Genomic DNA, 13,697 nt, shown 5'->3' with positions numbered 1-13,697 from the left:
CGCTTCTGGCCATGATCGACGGCCCCTTTCGACGGAGTGAAGCCATGCCTCGCAACACCCTCGCCGCCACCTTCGGCTACGACGCCTTCCGCCCCGGCCAGGAAGCGGCCATCCGCTCGGTGCTGGCCGGCCGCTCGACGGCGGCGATCTTCCCCACCGGCTCGGGCAAGTCGCTGTGTTACCAGCTGCCGGCCCTGCACCTGCCGCACCTGACCCTGGTGGTCTCGCCGCTGCTGGCACTGATGCAGGACCAGCTGGCCTTCCTTCACCGCCACGGCATCGCCGCCGCCAGCATCGACTCCGCGCAGAGTCGCGAGGAGGCGGCCGCCGTCATGGCGCGGGCGCGTTCGGGCGAGCTGAAGATCCTGATGATTTCGGTGGAGCGCCTGAAGAACGAGCGTTTCCGCGGCTTCATCCAGCAGGTGCCGATTTCCCTGCTGGTGGTGGACGAGGCCCACTGCATTTCCGAGTGGGGCCACAACTTCCGCCCCGACTACCTGAAGCTGCCGGACTACCAGCGCCAGTTCGGCATCCCCCAGGCGCTGCTGCTGACCGCCACGGCGACGCCGGCGGTGATCGCCGACATGCAGGCCAAGTTCGCCATCGCCGACGAGGACGTGGTCACCACCGGCTTCTACCGCAGCAACCTCGACCTCGCCGTCGAGGCGGTGGCCGGCCCGGCGCGCATGCAGCGCCTGGTGCAGTGGCTGGCGCCGCGCAAGGGCCAGCCGGGCATCGTCTACGTAACCCTGCAGAAAACCGCCGAGCAGGTGGCCGAGGCGCTGGTGCGCAGTGGCCTTTCCGCTGCCGCCTACCACGCCGGCATGGGCCATGAGGCCCGCGAGGCGCTGCAGCGGCGCTTCATGGCCGGGCAGGTGGACATGATCGTCGCCACCATCGCCTTCGGTATGGGCATCGACAAGAGCGACGTGCGCAACCTGGTGCACTACGACCTGCCCAAGTCGGTGGAGAACTACAGCCAGGAGATCGGCCGTGCCGGGCGCGACGGCCAGCGCTCGGAATGCCTGGTACTGGCCAACCGCGACGGCCTCAGCGTGCTGGAGAACTTCGTCTATGGCGACACGCCGGAGCGCGACGGCATTCTCCGTGTGCTGCAGGAACTCAAGGGCGCGGCCGGGGAGGGCGGGCGCTGGGAGCTGACCCTCAATGCGCTGTCGGACCAGAGCAACATCCGCCAGCTGCCGTTGAAGACCCTGCTGGTGCAGCTGGAGCTGCGCGGCATCATCGCGCCGCTGTTCGCCTACTTCGCCGAGTACCGCTTCAAGTACCTGGTGGAGCCCGAGGCGCTGGTGGCCAAGTTCGAGGGTGAGCGGCGCCAGTTCGTCGAGGCGCTGGTGAGCACCTCGCAACGGGCGCGCACCTGGAGCACGGTGGATTTCGACCGGCTCTACAACGAGCACCAGGCCGAGCGCGCACGGGTGGTCAAGGCCCTGGATTTCTTCCAGGAGCGCGGCTGGATCGAGCTGGAAAGCAAGCAGATGACCGAGGTCTACGCCTCGCTGCGCAGCGACTGGGAGGCCGAGGTGCTGGCGGACGAGTTGCACGGCTATTTCCAGCGCCAGGAAGCCAGCGAGATCAACCGCATCAACGCCATGCTGGAACTGTTCGCCAGCGACACCTGCCTCAGCCAGCGCCTGGCCGCCTATTTCGGCGACCGCCAGGCGCCCACCGCCTGCGGGCATTGCTCGGTGTGCCGCGGCCAGGTGGCGCAGCTTCCCGAGGCCGCCGCCCTGCCACCCCTGGCGGGGCGCAGTTTCGCCGGCCTGTGCGATGGCTTCCGCCAACGCCAGCACGAGTACGATGGCCGCGAAGCGGGGGCGGAAAGCCTCACGCGCTTCCTCTGCGGCATCGCCACGCCGATCTTCACGCGGCTCAAGGCGCGTAACCTGCCGGGCTTCGCGGCGCTGGAGGACTACCCCTACGCGCAGGTGCGCGACTGGGTCAGCCGTCAGCTCGATCCGTAGCCTGGGCTTCAGCCCAAGGATCCACCACGGCCCGTACCAGGCACGGGCCATGGCCTGCCTATCGCCTGGTTAGGCCACCAGCGCCCGGTCACTGAAGCTGGGCTGCTGCACGGTCTGGTAGGTGGAGATGGCCTGGTTGGCCAGCCGCGGCGTCACCAGGCCCAGGTCGGGCTGGGTGAAGGCCTGCTGGTTGCCGTCCAGCTGCAGACGCTGACGGGCGATGAAGTCCCCGGACAGCGGGTTGTTGGGGTTTAGGTCATCGGTCTGCTGGGCTTCGACGTAGTCGGCAATCCGCTGCTGCTGGAGCTGTTGCTGCTGCAGACGGGCGGTCTCGGCGGCGTTCTCACGGAGCTGCTGGGCCTGCTCTTCCCGCAGCGCCTGCGCCCGTTCCCGGGCCAGCTGCTGGTTCTCTTCGAACTGCTGCTGGGCTTCCTCACGGGCGATACGTGCCCGTTCGTTACGGGTATCGATGGCGTTCTGGGTGGTGACGCCAGGCTGGGCGGTGATCGCCAGCGGGTCATTGGTCCGCGGCAGCGGGGTGTTGGTGAACAGCGTCGGTCCTGTCGGTGTGATTGCGATAGCCATTGGGTTCTCCCTGGTTTTTCGGCCTGGGAGTTTCAGTCTAAGGGCAGGAGAAGCCCGCTTTTAGGCCGATGGCGCATAAGCCCCATGACCCGATCGTCTAGCACTTTTTCCCCATGCTTCTGTCCCGCCGCTTCGCTCCGCGCGTTCCCGTCGCGCCTGCATCGCCCGGTTCATGGGGGCTGCCGGCGATCCGCGTCGTTAGGGTGAATCGGCAAGGTGGTACGGACGTGCGGAAAAGGCCCTGGCAACCGTTCGTCGGTCGACTCTCAGCCGGGTTCGCCCAATTCGAGGATCTGCCCGATCAGCCACTGCAGCGCCGCGTCCCGCTCCCGTGCCTGCACGCTGACCACATCCAGGTGGAAGGGCCCCACGGCGAAGGGCAGCTCGTGCAGCTCCAGCGGCAGCAGGCGGGCGAAGTACTGGGCCAGTTGCGTGGGCAGCACCGCCACCAGGTCACTGCCGGCGACGATGTGCGCCGCCTGCAGGTAGTTCGGCGTGGTGTAGAGGATCTGCCGCGTCAGGCCGCGCTCGGCGAGCCACAGGTCGACCATGCCTTTGGTCTGGCCGCCATGCACCCAGAGGTGGCGTAGCCTGAGGAAGTTTTCCAGGTCCGGCTCGCCGCGCAGCAGCGGGTGGTCGCGGCGGGCGGTGAGGCGCAGGGTTTCGCTCATCCAGCGGCGGCTGGCGAAGCGGGGCGGGATGCTCTGGAAGCGGCCCAGCACCAGGTCCAGCTCGCCCTTGTCCAGCGCCTCGGCGGGGAGGCTGGGGCTGAGGTGGCTGATGGCGATCTGCACCCCCGGCGCCAGCACCGCGAGGCGCTCCAGCAGGCGGGTCATGCAGATCAGCTCCACGTAGTCGGTCACGGCGATGCTGAAGCGCTGGCGGCTGCTGGCCGGGTCGAAGGCCTCGCCGGCGGAAAGGCTCTGCTCGATCTGCGCCAGGGCGGTGCGGATCGGCGCCTCCAGGGCCAGCGCCCGGGGGGTGGGCTGCATGCTGCGGCCCACGCGTACCAGCAGCGGGTCGCCGAGCAGTTCGCGCAGGCGGTTGAGGGCGTTGCTCACCGCCGGCTGGCTGAGGGAGAGGCGCTCGGCGGCGCGGGAGACATTGCGCTCGCGCAGCAGGGCGTCGAGTACGCGCAACAGGTTGAGATCGAACGTGGAGATATTCACCGTGGAAATACGACCTATCACAAGACTAAATTTCAAAAATAGTACCGGCTTCCTTAAGGTGTCTGGCGATTTTCGTTTCCCCGCGCGCAGGCCCGCGCCCTGTCAGAACAACAAGAGGACGATGCGATGACCCAGAGCCCCAACGACATTCGACAAGCCGCCGTGATCGGTGCCGGCACCATGGGCCGGGGCATCGTCATGAGCCTGGCCAACGCCGGCGTGCAGGTGCTGTGGCTGGACAACAACCCGCAGATGCTGGTGCAGGCGCTGGGCGTGGTCGCCGACACCTACGCCCACAACGTGCGCCAGGGTCGTATCGACGAGGCCCAGGCCGCCGCCCGCCGCGCCTGCATCACCCAGGTGGCCGACTACGACGCCCTGGCCGATGTCGACCTGGTGATCGAGGCGGTGTACGAGAACCTCGAACTCAAGCAGCAGATCTTCCGCGAGCTGGACGCCCGGCTGAAGCCGTCGGCGATCCTCGCCAGCAACACCTCGGCGCTGAATATCGACGCCATCGCCGCCGTCACCGCACGCCCGGAACAGGTGCTCGGCCTGCACTTCTTCAGCCCCGCGCACATCATGAAGCTGCTGGAGATCGTGCGCGGCGCCAAGACCGCCAAGTCGGTGCTGGATGCTGCCCTGGTGCTGGGCAAGCGCATGGGCAAGGTCAGCGTCATCGCCGGCAACTGCGACGGCTTCATCGGCAACCGCATGCTTGCTACCTATGTGCGCGAGGCGCGGATGATGCTGCTCGAAGGCGCCTACCCCCATCAGGTGGACGCCGCCCTGCAGGGCTTCGGCTTCGCCATGGGCCCGTTCCGCATGTACGACGTGGTCGGCATCGACCTGGAATGGCGCGCCCGCGAGCTCTCCGGCCAGGGCCAGGACGACCCGGCGGTGCAGGTGGACAACCGCCTCTGCGCCCTCGGCCGCTTTGGCCAGAAGTCGCGCATGGGCTATTACCGCTACGCCGAAGGCAGCCGCCAGGCCGAGCACGACCCGGAAGTGGACGCGCTGGTGCTGCAGGTGTCCGAGCAGCTTGGCTTCGAGCGCCGCAGCATCGGCCAGGAGGAAATCCTCGAGCGCTGCCTGCTGGCCCTGGTCAACGAAGGCGCGAAGATCCTCGAAGAGGGCATCGCCGCGTCCAGTGCCGATATCGACACCGTCTACCTCAACGGCTACGGCTTCCCTGCCGACAAGGGCGGCCCCATGAGCTGGGCCGATGGCCAGGGCCTGGAAGCCATCCGTGAGCGCCTGGAATACCTCGCCGGCCGCTTCGGCCTGCACTGGCAACCCGCCGCCCTGATCCAGCGCCTGGCAGCCGAAGGCCGCCGCTTCGCCGATTTTCAAGAGGAAGCCTGAGATGAGCTACACCGCCCCCCTGCGCGACATGCGCTTCGTGCTCCATGAGGTCTTCGACGTCGCCGGCCATTGCGAGCTGCTGGGCAACGGCCTGGACCGCGAACTCATCGACGGCGTGCTGGAAGAAGGCGCGCGCTATGCCGGCGAAGTGATCGCCCCGCTGAACCGCGCCAGCGACGAAGAGGGCGTGACCCTCGAAGGCGGCGCCGTGACCACGCCCAAGGGCTTCCGCGAGGCCTACAAGCAGTATTGCGACAACGGCTGGGCCAGCATGACCGGCCCGGTGGAGCACGGCGGCCAGGGTTTCCCGCAGATGGTCGCCGCCAGCTTCCACGAGATGCTGATGGCCGCCAGCCTGTCCTTCCGCGTCTATTCCGGCCTCACCGAAGGCGCCGTGCTGGCGCTCTACAAGCACGGCAGCGAGGCGCTCAAGCAGGGCTATCTGGACAAGATGGTCGGCGGCACCTGGACCGGCACCATGTGCCTCACCGAGCCCCAGGCCGGCACCGACCTGGCGCTGCTGCGCAGCCGCGCCGAGCCCCAGGCGGACGGCAGCTACAGGATCAGCGGCAGCAAGATCTTCATCAGCGGCGGCGAGCAGGATTTCTCGGACAACATCGTCCACCTGGTGCTGGCGCGCCTGCCTGACGCACCGGCCGGGGTGAAGGGCATCTCGCTGTTCCTGGTGCCCAAGTTCGTCGCCAACGCCGACGGCACGCCCGGCGCGCGCAACGCCCTGTCCTGCGGCGCCATCGAGCACAAGATGGGCATCAAGGGCGCCGCCACCTGCGTGATGAACTTCGACGGCGCCACCGGCTGGCTGATAGGCGAGGCCAACCAGGGCCTGGCCTGCATGTTCACCATGATGAACGACGCGCGTTTCCAGGTCGGCCTGCAGGGCCTGGGCATCGCCGAACGCGCCTTCCAGGGTGCGCTGGCCTACGCCCGCGAGCGCCTGCAATCCCGCGCTTTGACCGGCGCCGCCGAGCCCGACAAGGCCGCCGACCCGATCATCCACCACCCCGATGTGCGGCGCATGCTGCTGACCCAGAAGACCCTGGTGGAAGGCAGCCGCCTGCTCGCCGCCTACTGCGGGCGTCAGCTGGACCTGGAACATGGCCACCCCGACGCGGCGGCGCGCAAGGCCGCCGGCAAGCGCGCGGCGCTGCTGATCCCCATCGTCAAATCCTTCTTCACCGACATGGGCCAGGAAGTGGCCAGCCTCGGCGTGCAGGTGTATGGCGGCCACGGCTACATCCGCGAATGGGGCATGGAGCAGCTGATGCGCGACAGCCGCATCACCCAGATCTACGAAGGCACCAACGGCATCCAGGCCCTCGACCTGATCCGTCGCAAGCTGATGGGCGACGGCGGCGCCGAGCTATACGCCCTGCAGGACGAACTGGCCGCCATGGCCGAGGCCCAGGCCGGCCGCGCCGAACTGGCGGAACTGGCCGGCGCCGTGCTGGCGCGCCTCAAGGAATGGCGCGACCTCACCGCCACCGTGCTCGACCGCGCCCGCCACGACCCACAGGAAATCGGCGCCTGCTCGGTGGACTTCCTCCAGTACTCGGCCTATGTGTTGTTGGCCGGGCTCTGGTTGCAGGCTGCCGCCCGCGCCCAGGACGCCCTGGACGGCGGCACCGGCGAGGCGGACTTCTACCAGGCCAAGCTGCACAGCGCGCGCTTCTACGTGCGCCGCCTGCTGCCCCGCGCCAGTGGCCACCGCGAGTCGCTGCTGGGCGGCGCGGACTGCCTGATGGCCCTGCCGGAGGCGCATTTCGCGTTCTGATGGAGTCCAACCGGCGGGGAGGGCGGTCAAGGCCGTCACCCCGCCTGTGCAGCACCCGCCCAGCCAAACCCGACAGCACAACAACAAGAGGCCACCCCATGCAGCCCTTCAGCTTCGCCACCACCGCGCAGATCCTCTGCGAATCCGGCTCCGCCCTCCGCCTGGCCGAGCTGTGCCGCGAGCGCGATGCCCATCGCGTGCTGATCGTCACCGACCCGGGCATCACCCGGCTGAACATGCTCGACCCCATCCTCCCGGGCTTCGCCGCCGCCGGCGTGGCGGTGGAGATCTTCGACCAGGTGCAGGCCGACCCGCCTGAGGCGGTGGTGCTGCAGGCCGTGGAACAGGCGAAGGCCTTGCGCGCCGAACTGGTGATCGGCTTCGGTGGCGGCAGCTCCATGGACGTGGCCAAGCTGGTGGCGCTGCTGGCCCACCCGGCGTGCGGGCAGGGGCTCCAGGACATCTACGGCGTCGGCAACGCCCGGGGCCGGCGGCTGCCGCTGATCCAGGTGCCGACCACCGCCGGCACCGGCTCGGAGGTCACCCCCATCGCCATCGTCACCACCGGCGAGACCACCAAGCTGGGCGTGGTGTCGCCGCTGCTGCTGCCTGACCTGGCGCTGCTGGACGCCGACCTCACCCTCGGGCTGCCCGCTGCCGTCACCGCCGCCACCGGCATCGACGCCATGGTCCACGCCATCGAGGCCTACACCAGCCGCCACAAGAAGAACCCGCTGTCCGACCTGCTCGCCCGCGAGGCCCTGCGCCTGCTCTGCGCCCACCTCGACGAGGCGGTGCACAACGGCCGCAACCGCGAGGCGCGCCAGGCCATGCTGCTGGGCGCCTGCCTCGCCGGGCAGGCCTTCGCCAATGCCCCGGTGGCGGCGGTGCACGCCCTGGCCTATCCCCTGGGCGGGCACTACCACATCCCCCACGGGCTCTCGAATGCGCTGGTGCTGCCCCACGTACTGGGCTTCAACGCCGAGGTGGCCGCGCCGCTCTACGCCGAACTGGCGCCGCTGGTGCTGGGCCGCAAGCTGCAGCCGGGCAGCGCGCTGCACCTCACCGAGCAACTCATCGTCGAGCTGGCCGATTGCAGCGAGCGCAGCGGCCTGCCCACGCGCCTGCGCGATGCCGGCGTGGCCGAGGCGATGCTGCCGCAGCTGGCGAAGGACGCCATGTTGCAACAGCGCCTGCTGGTGAATAATCCGCGCGATGTCAGCGAGCGCGATGCGCTGGCGATCTACCAAGCCGCCTACTGAGACGACGCGTCATGAACCAACCCCAGCACCTGCGCAGCGACTACCGCCACTTCCAGCCGATCACCACCCGCTGGCACGACAACGACGTGTATGGCCACGTGAACAACGTCGTCTACTACGGCTTCTTCGACACGGCGGTGAACACCTACCTGATCGAAGTGGGCGGCCTGGACATCCACGACGGCGACGTCGTCGGCTTCGTGGTCAGCTCCGCCTGCGACTACTTCGCCTCCATCGCCTTCCCTGAGCGCATCGAGGTGGGCCTGCGGGTCGGCAAGCTGGGCAACAGCTCGGTGCAGTACGAACTGGCCATCTTCAAGGCCGGCGAAGACGAAGCCTGCGCCGCTGGCCGCTTCGTCCACGTCTTCGTCGACCGCACCAGCAACCGCCCCGTGCCCATCCCCGAACGCCTGCGCGCCGCCCTGGCGGAGCTGGTGGTCGCGGGCTGATCGCAGTGCCGGCACAACCATTCCCGGGCTGAAGCCCGGGCTACGGTTCTTCAATTCGTAGGATGGGTCGGGCGGCGTTCCGCGAGGTACGAAACCCATCGATGCGGGGTATCCCGTTACAGCATGGGTTTCGCTTCGCTCTACCCATCCTACGGTGAGGTGCTTTCCTCGGGCGGTTTCGGGCAGCCGCCACGGAAGTGGCTGCAGCCGAACCAATAAGGCGTGGCCTTGGCCCAGAGGTTGTCGCGGTAGCCCTGGTGCAGCAACTGGAAGGCACGTTTCGAGTACGCCTCGTGGGAGCCGTCCCGCTGGCAGCCGTAGCGGGTGGTGCGGATGGCGCGGTTCAGGTTGGCCGCACGTTCGTCCATGTCCTCCTCGCCGCGCCAGAAGGCGAAGCGGGTGAGCCGCCCCAGGTATTCACGGCTGGCGACTGCTTCGCTCAGGTAACGCGGCGCCGCAGGGATGGCCGCCAGGCGTTCCAGCTCGCCACGATCCAGCGCCTGCCAGAACGGGTGCTGGCGGAACAGCGCCTGCTGCTTGGCGATAAAGGCCTGTGACTGTTCGTCGTCACGCAGGGATTTGAAGGGCGCCCGGAGGCTGACCTCGACCGGGCGGAGGGTCGCGGCCTCCATGACCTGCTGCTCCTGCGCGCCGATGTCCAGGCTGCACCACCAGTTGTTGTCGTTGTGGTTGTAGGGGTCGATGCGGCTCCAGCGGTCCTGCACATCTTCGGAGCGGAAGCGGTGGCTCAGCAGGTTCAGGTTGGGTGTGATACGCAGGCGCGGTGCCTGGAGCAGCAGGTCGATGTAGTCGTCGCGCCGGTGGGCCGCGGTCTTGCGGAGCAGCAGGTCGCGCATGTCCGGGTCGCGCTTCGACAGGTCGAGCGCATAGGTGTCGATGCGCTCCGCCGGGTCATCCAGCAGCATCGCCCGGGTCAGGGCGGTGCGTGAGAGTAGCAGGCGGGCGTCGGCGCCCAGGCGTTCTTCCTGGGCGACCTGGTGCAGCGTGCGGGCGGGCAGCAGGTCGAGCATGCGCTCCCAGAGTGGCGGAGGCCCGTTGTAGCGGGGCGGGTACACGCCCGCGTTGTAGGCCTGATCCCAGGTTTCGGCCAAGAGCAGGCGCCAGTGGTTGAATCCTTCCTCGCGCAATGTGGCGAGGCCCGAGGTCAGCACCTGCCGGGCTTCGTCCTGGCGTCCCTGATACATCAGCCAACGCAATGCCTGCGCATAGGCACCGGGACGCGGGTCGCCATCCTGATAGCTGTTCCGTGGACGCATGCCCCCAAGGTCCTGATGGGCGTCGAACAGGGCGAGCGTGGGCTTCACGCCCTGGTTGGCCAGGGTCACCCGCACGCTGTGGAGCCATAGCTGCCGCAGCCATTGCAGGTATTCCGGCGTCTCGCCCTCCCAGGCCCGTTCGAGATAGGGCGCCGCCTGGGCGAGCAGCTCGTCTGCCTGCGGGTCCTGTGGGTGAACGCGGGACAGTGCAATGGCCAGCCATTCGGCGCCATCGCCGTGTCGCCAGCGTTCCAGGGCATGGGCCACCAGCTGACGGTTGTGTTCCCAGTAACGCGATTCGGGCTGATGCAGGGCCCATAGCCAGTCGATATCGAAGATGTTGTAGGCCTGGTCGGCGTGCATCCAGTCGATCAGCACGTCGTCGCGGGCGACCCTGCGCAGGGCCTCGTAGCGGGTATTGGACGTCGACCGTTCATTCCACCACCAGTCCGTCGGCCCCCAGGGGTTCAGGTAGCCACGCATCTGCAACAGCGCGGACTGGTACTGCGCCACCGAACGACTGACGTCGGCGCTTTTTTCCGGCGAACCCCGCAACAGACCGGCCAGCCAGCGCAGGTGGTGTTCGCTGGCTTCCACCGATTCCGCCGCCCAGTCCCGGCTGTAAGGGCTGCTTGGGTTGGTGAGGATGAAGCGGAGCTCGCTCGCCAGCGGCTGCAATGCCTTGAAGGCCGGGTCGTTCTCCAGGCGCTCGGCTTCTTCGTAGGCTTGCTGCACCTCGCCCGACCTGCCGAGGCTGCGCAGTGTCATGTAGCGTGCATAGGCCTGCATCGAGGCACCCGAGCGTTGCGCCTGCTCGTCGAACAGCTTGCGGGCCTCGACGAAGTCACCCCGGTAGAAGGTCCAGGCCGCGAGCTGGTAGCCGTAATCGCTCGCCGCTCTCGATGGTGCGTCCGCCCCTGTGTATTGAACGGGCTTTTCATCCGCCTTGCTCCATCCCCCACAGGCCTTCAGCACCCTTTGCTGATTGGCCATCCAATGGGTTTCGTAAGCCGTACCGGGGCCGAGCTCAGCGCGCAGCTGCTGCAGCACTTGCAGGGCAGTGTCGTACCTGCAACCCGCATAGATGCTCACAGAGTTGCTGGACGACGCATCGAACAGTTGGTGGTCGATGAGCACTCGGCGCCAGAGCTCCTGGCTGGCCGCCTGGCTTTGCTCACGCTCGTAGGAGGAAGGTGCCAGGCTGTCGATGTTCTGCCGGTTGGCGAACAGGCGCTCGCCGAGAAACGACGGGCGAGGCAGTTCTTGGGCAAGGGTCAGAGTGGGGGAGAGCAGCAGGCAGGCGAGCAGGGGGAAACAGCGGGTCATCGGACGCTTCCTTGCGCGGTCGAGAGGCTGCGAAAGCCTAATCCTCGCCTGTTCGGCTGTCTGTGGTTTTTAACCCGCTGGAGCAGGTTTTTTTCACCAGATCGACTCCGAACGACCGGAATGGCGACATCGGCGGGGTGCGCTGACCGGTCGCTCTACCCTAAATGGGCATTCTGCCCGCAGAATGCGCGGCAAATCCGTTGCGCTTCCACTGACTGCAGGGCAGAGACCTTGCGGCCTGGTGCTTTCTCCATCCTGCCGGGCCGGGGTGGCGCGACGGGGCATCTTGGGTATCGGCCGTGTTTGCGGCCCCTGTTCAGTGAATCTGCCATGACTTCTGAAAAACGCTCCATGCTCCAGCGCGTGAAGGGCACCAGCCTGGTCACGCGCATCCTCATCGGCCTGGTGGCCGGTGTCCTGCTGGCGGTGTTCCTGCCGGCGGCGGCCCAGGCCGTGGGCCTGCTCGGCAAGCTCTTCGTCGCCGCGCTGAAGGCCGTGGCGCCGGTACTGGTGTTTGTCCTGGTGATCGCCGCCATCGGCAACCACAAGCCGGGCGAGCGCACCCATATCCGCCCGATCCTGTTCCTCTACCTGATCGGCACCTTCTCCGCCGCAGTGGTGGCGGTGCTGGCCTCCAGCCTGTTCCCCTCGACCCTGCACCTGAGTGCGGCGGCCAATGACCTGGCGCCGCCCGGCAATATCTCCGAGGTGCTGCTGAGCCTGCTGGGCAGCGCGGTGGCCAACCCGGTGACGGCGCTGATGCAGGCCAACTTCATCGGCATCCTGGTCTGGGCCGTGGGCCTGGGCATCGCCATCCGCCAGGGCAGCGAGACCACCCGCGCGGTGTTCAGCGACCTGTCCCACGGCGTGTCGCTGATCGTGCGCGTGGTGATCGCCTTCGCCCCGCTGGGCATCTTCGGCCTGGTGGCCTCGACCCTGGCGGAGAACGGCCTCAAGGTGCTGGCCGACTACGCCCACCTGCTGGCGGTACTGCTGGGCTGCATGCTGTTCGTGGCCTTCGTGGTGAACCCGCTGATCGTGTTCTGGAAGATCCGTCGCAACCCCTACCCGCTGGTGCTGACCTGCCTGCGCGAGAGCGGCATCACCGCCTTCTTCACCCGCAGCTCGGCGGCCAACATCCCGGTGAACCTGGAGCTGTCGAAGAAACTCGGCCTGCACGAGGACACCTATTCGGTGTCCATCCCCCTGGGCGCGACCATCAACATGGCCGGCGCGGCGATCACCATCACCGTGCTGACCCTGGCGGCGGTGAAGACCCTGGGCATCGCGGTGGACATCCCCACAGCCATCCTGCTCAGCCTGGTGGCGTCCATCTGCGCCTGTGGCGCCTCGGGTGTGGCCGGTGGTTCGCTGCTGCTGATCCCGCTGGCGTGCAGCCTGTTCGGCATTCCCAGCGAGGTGGCGATGCAGGTGGTGGCGGTGGGCTTCATCATCGGCATCCTCCAGGACGCCGCCGAAACCGCGCTGAACTCCTCCACCGACGTGCTCTTCACCGCAGCGGCCTGCATGGCCAGCGGTGATATCGACGAGCCGGCTGAAACAAACCTCGGCTGATCCCCTCCGGCGCGCGCCTCAGGGCGCGGCGCCGTCCTTTCCGGCGGTGGCGGGTTCGGCGAACCAGTCGCCGCTGTCCGGGAACTGCCCCGGCAGGTCGGACTCCAGTTCGATGACCCGCCGCCCGGGCATCCCCGCCTTGTCGATCAGGTAGCCGTGGTGGCGCAGGAACAGCGCCTGGAACGAGCCGTCCGCGCGTATCTGCTCGAAGCCCTCGGTGAAGCGCTTCACCAGCAGCGCGTTGCCCTTGGCGAAGGTGAAGTACACCGGCATCGGGTACTTCAGCGCCAGGTGCTGCTCCACCGTCAGGTCCGGCAGCGCGGCGCGGTTGGCGTCCACTTCGGCCCAGGCTTCGCTGAGGCCGCGGTGGAAGTAGTCGAAGCGGCGTTGCTCCAGCATCGGCAGCAGGTTGCCGGGGTTGGCCATGCCCAGCACCGGCAGGTGGTTGCGGGCGAACAGCGGGAAGTCGCTCCACTGGCTGCCGAAACCGCCGGTGAGGCGGCGCAGGCCGTCGAGGTTCTCGATGCCGGCGAAATCGGCCTGGCGATCCTTGCGGATGATCAGCACGCGGTAGCCGAGCAGGCCCTGGTGCATGTCGATGGGCAGCATGCGGAAGTCGGCCAGGCGCTCGCGGTTCGGCGGCACGTAGGCGAGGTCCACCAGGCCGGCCTTGAGCATGGCCAGGCAGCGTTCCTGGGACGGGTCCGGCGCCTGGCTGGTGACGATGCTGGCTTCGCCGTAGCGCTCGGCGGTGCGGGCGAGGATGAGGTTGGCCAGTTCGATGCGGTAGGCGTAGGTGACCGGGCTTTGCTGGCAGACGCGCAGTTGCTGCCCGGCGAAGGCGGCCGGGAACAGGGTGAAGAGGCAGAGCAAGGGTACGGCGTAGCGGATGAAACCCATGGCGTGTCCACG

General features: G+C 67.9%; 10 protein-coding genes. 6 read left to right on the top strand and 4 right to left on the bottom strand.

The genetic code is table 11. The annotated features are described in order from the left end of the window. Positions 1-44 precede the first annotated feature (44 nt). Positions 45-1,985 (top strand): ATP-dependent DNA helicase RecQ, encoded by a 1,941-nt coding sequence (locus RTW82_RS28225; RefSeq protein WP_316927143.1) that lies wholly within the window; start codon positions 45-47, stop codon positions 1,983-1,985. Positions 1,986-2,054: 69 nt separating this feature from the next. On the opposite strand, the gene RTW82_RS28220 is transcribed toward RTW82_RS28225, so the two are convergent. Together RTW82_RS28220 and RTW82_RS28215 are read right to left on the bottom strand one after the other, a co-directional pair. Next, positions 2,055-2,570, bottom strand: coding sequence for a hypothetical protein (locus RTW82_RS28220; RefSeq protein WP_316927142.1), 516 nt, complete (start codon positions 2,568-2,570; stop codon positions 2,055-2,057). Positions 2,571-2,836: 266 nt separating this feature from the next. Next, positions 2,837-3,739 (bottom strand): LysR family transcriptional regulator, encoded by a 903-nt coding sequence (locus tag RTW82_RS28215; RefSeq protein WP_043240449.1) that lies wholly within the window; start codon positions 3,737-3,739, stop codon positions 2,837-2,839. A gap of 126 nt (positions 3,740-3,865) precedes the next feature. Here RTW82_RS28215 and RTW82_RS28210 point away from each other — a divergent pair, with 126 nt between their 5' ends. The 4 genes from RTW82_RS28210 to RTW82_RS28195 all read left to right on the top strand — a co-directional run bounded on the left by RTW82_RS28210 (position 3,866) and on the right by RTW82_RS28195 (position 8,607). Further along, the gene (locus RTW82_RS28210; RefSeq protein ID WP_316927141.1) at positions 3,866-5,104 is read left to right on the top strand and encodes a 3-hydroxyacyl-CoA dehydrogenase; all 1,239 of its coding nucleotides are present in this window, start codon (positions 3,866-3,868) and stop codon (positions 5,102-5,104) included. Between the two features lies 1 nt (position 5,105). Then, positions 5,106-6,896, top strand: coding sequence for an acyl-CoA dehydrogenase C-terminal domain-containing protein (locus RTW82_RS28205; RefSeq protein ID WP_316927140.1), 1,791 nt, complete (start codon positions 5,106-5,108; stop codon positions 6,894-6,896). A gap of 98 nt (positions 6,897-6,994) precedes the next feature. Then, positions 6,995-8,158: an iron-containing alcohol dehydrogenase gene (locus tag RTW82_RS28200; RefSeq protein WP_316927139.1), complete on the top strand. Its 1,164-nt coding sequence runs from the start codon at positions 6,995-6,997 to the stop codon at positions 8,156-8,158. 11 nt (positions 8,159-8,169) lie between these two features. Continuing rightward, positions 8,170-8,607 (top strand): thioesterase family protein, encoded by a 438-nt coding sequence (locus RTW82_RS28195; RefSeq protein WP_316927138.1) that lies wholly within the window; start codon positions 8,170-8,172, stop codon positions 8,605-8,607. Positions 8,608-8,756: 149 nt separating this feature from the next. Here the strand turns inward: RTW82_RS28195 and RTW82_RS28190 are convergent, their stop codons facing one another. Further along, the gene (locus RTW82_RS28190) at positions 8,757-11,210 is read right to left on the bottom strand and encodes a hypothetical protein (protein WP_316927137.1); all 2,454 of its coding nucleotides are present in this window, start codon (positions 11,208-11,210) and stop codon (positions 8,757-8,759) included. Between the two features lie 330 nt (positions 11,211-11,540). Between RTW82_RS28190 and sstT the strand changes: the two genes are divergently transcribed. Further along, positions 11,541-12,785: a serine/threonine transporter SstT gene (gene sstT, locus RTW82_RS28185; RefSeq protein ID WP_316927136.1), complete on the top strand. Its 1,245-nt coding sequence runs from the start codon at positions 11,541-11,543 to the stop codon at positions 12,783-12,785. 18 nt (positions 12,786-12,803) lie between these two features. Here sstT and RTW82_RS28180 read toward each other — a convergent pair whose 3' ends face one another. Beyond that, a complete protein-coding gene (locus RTW82_RS28180; protein ID WP_316927135.1) occupies positions 12,804-13,685 on the bottom strand; it encodes a hypothetical protein in 882 nt (293 codons plus the stop codon). Between the last annotated feature and the right edge of the window lie 12 nt (positions 13,686-13,697).

It is taken from the genome of Pseudomonas sp. zfem005, assembly GCF_032621735.1.
GTDB lineage: Bacteria > Pseudomonadota > Gammaproteobacteria > Pseudomonadales > Pseudomonadaceae > Metapseudomonas > Metapseudomonas solani.
This window is presented reverse-complemented; position numbering and strand designations above follow the sequence as displayed.

Excerpts from the sequence above, each read along its gene's own strand:
- sstT (WP_316927136.1), top strand. The coding sequence starts at position 11,541 with ATGACTTCTGAAAAACGCTCCATGCTCCAGCGCGTGAAGGGCACCAGC.
- RTW82_RS28180 (WP_316927135.1), bottom strand. The coding sequence starts at position 13,685 with ATGGGTTTCATCCGCTACGCCGTACCCTTGCTCTGCCTCTTCACCCTG.
- RTW82_RS28225 (WP_316927143.1), top strand. The coding sequence starts at position 45 with ATGCCTCGCAACACCCTCGCCGCCACCTTCGGCTACGACGCCTTCCGC.
- RTW82_RS28190 (WP_316927137.1), bottom strand. The coding sequence starts at position 11,210 with ATGACCCGCTGTTTCCCCCTGCTCGCCTGCCTGCTGCTCTCCCCCACT.
- RTW82_RS28220 (WP_316927142.1), bottom strand. The coding sequence starts at position 2,570 with ATGGCTATCGCAATCACACCGACAGGACCGACGCTGTTCACCAACACC.
- RTW82_RS28205 (WP_316927140.1), top strand. The coding sequence starts at position 5,106 with ATGAGCTACACCGCCCCCCTGCGCGACATGCGCTTCGTGCTCCATGAG.
- RTW82_RS28200 (WP_316927139.1), top strand. The coding sequence starts at position 6,995 with ATGCAGCCCTTCAGCTTCGCCACCACCGCGCAGATCCTCTGCGAATCC.
- RTW82_RS28195 (WP_316927138.1), top strand. The coding sequence starts at position 8,170 with ATGAACCAACCCCAGCACCTGCGCAGCGACTACCGCCACTTCCAGCCG.
- RTW82_RS28210 (WP_316927141.1), top strand. The coding sequence starts at position 3,866 with ATGACCCAGAGCCCCAACGACATTCGACAAGCCGCCGTGATCGGTGCC.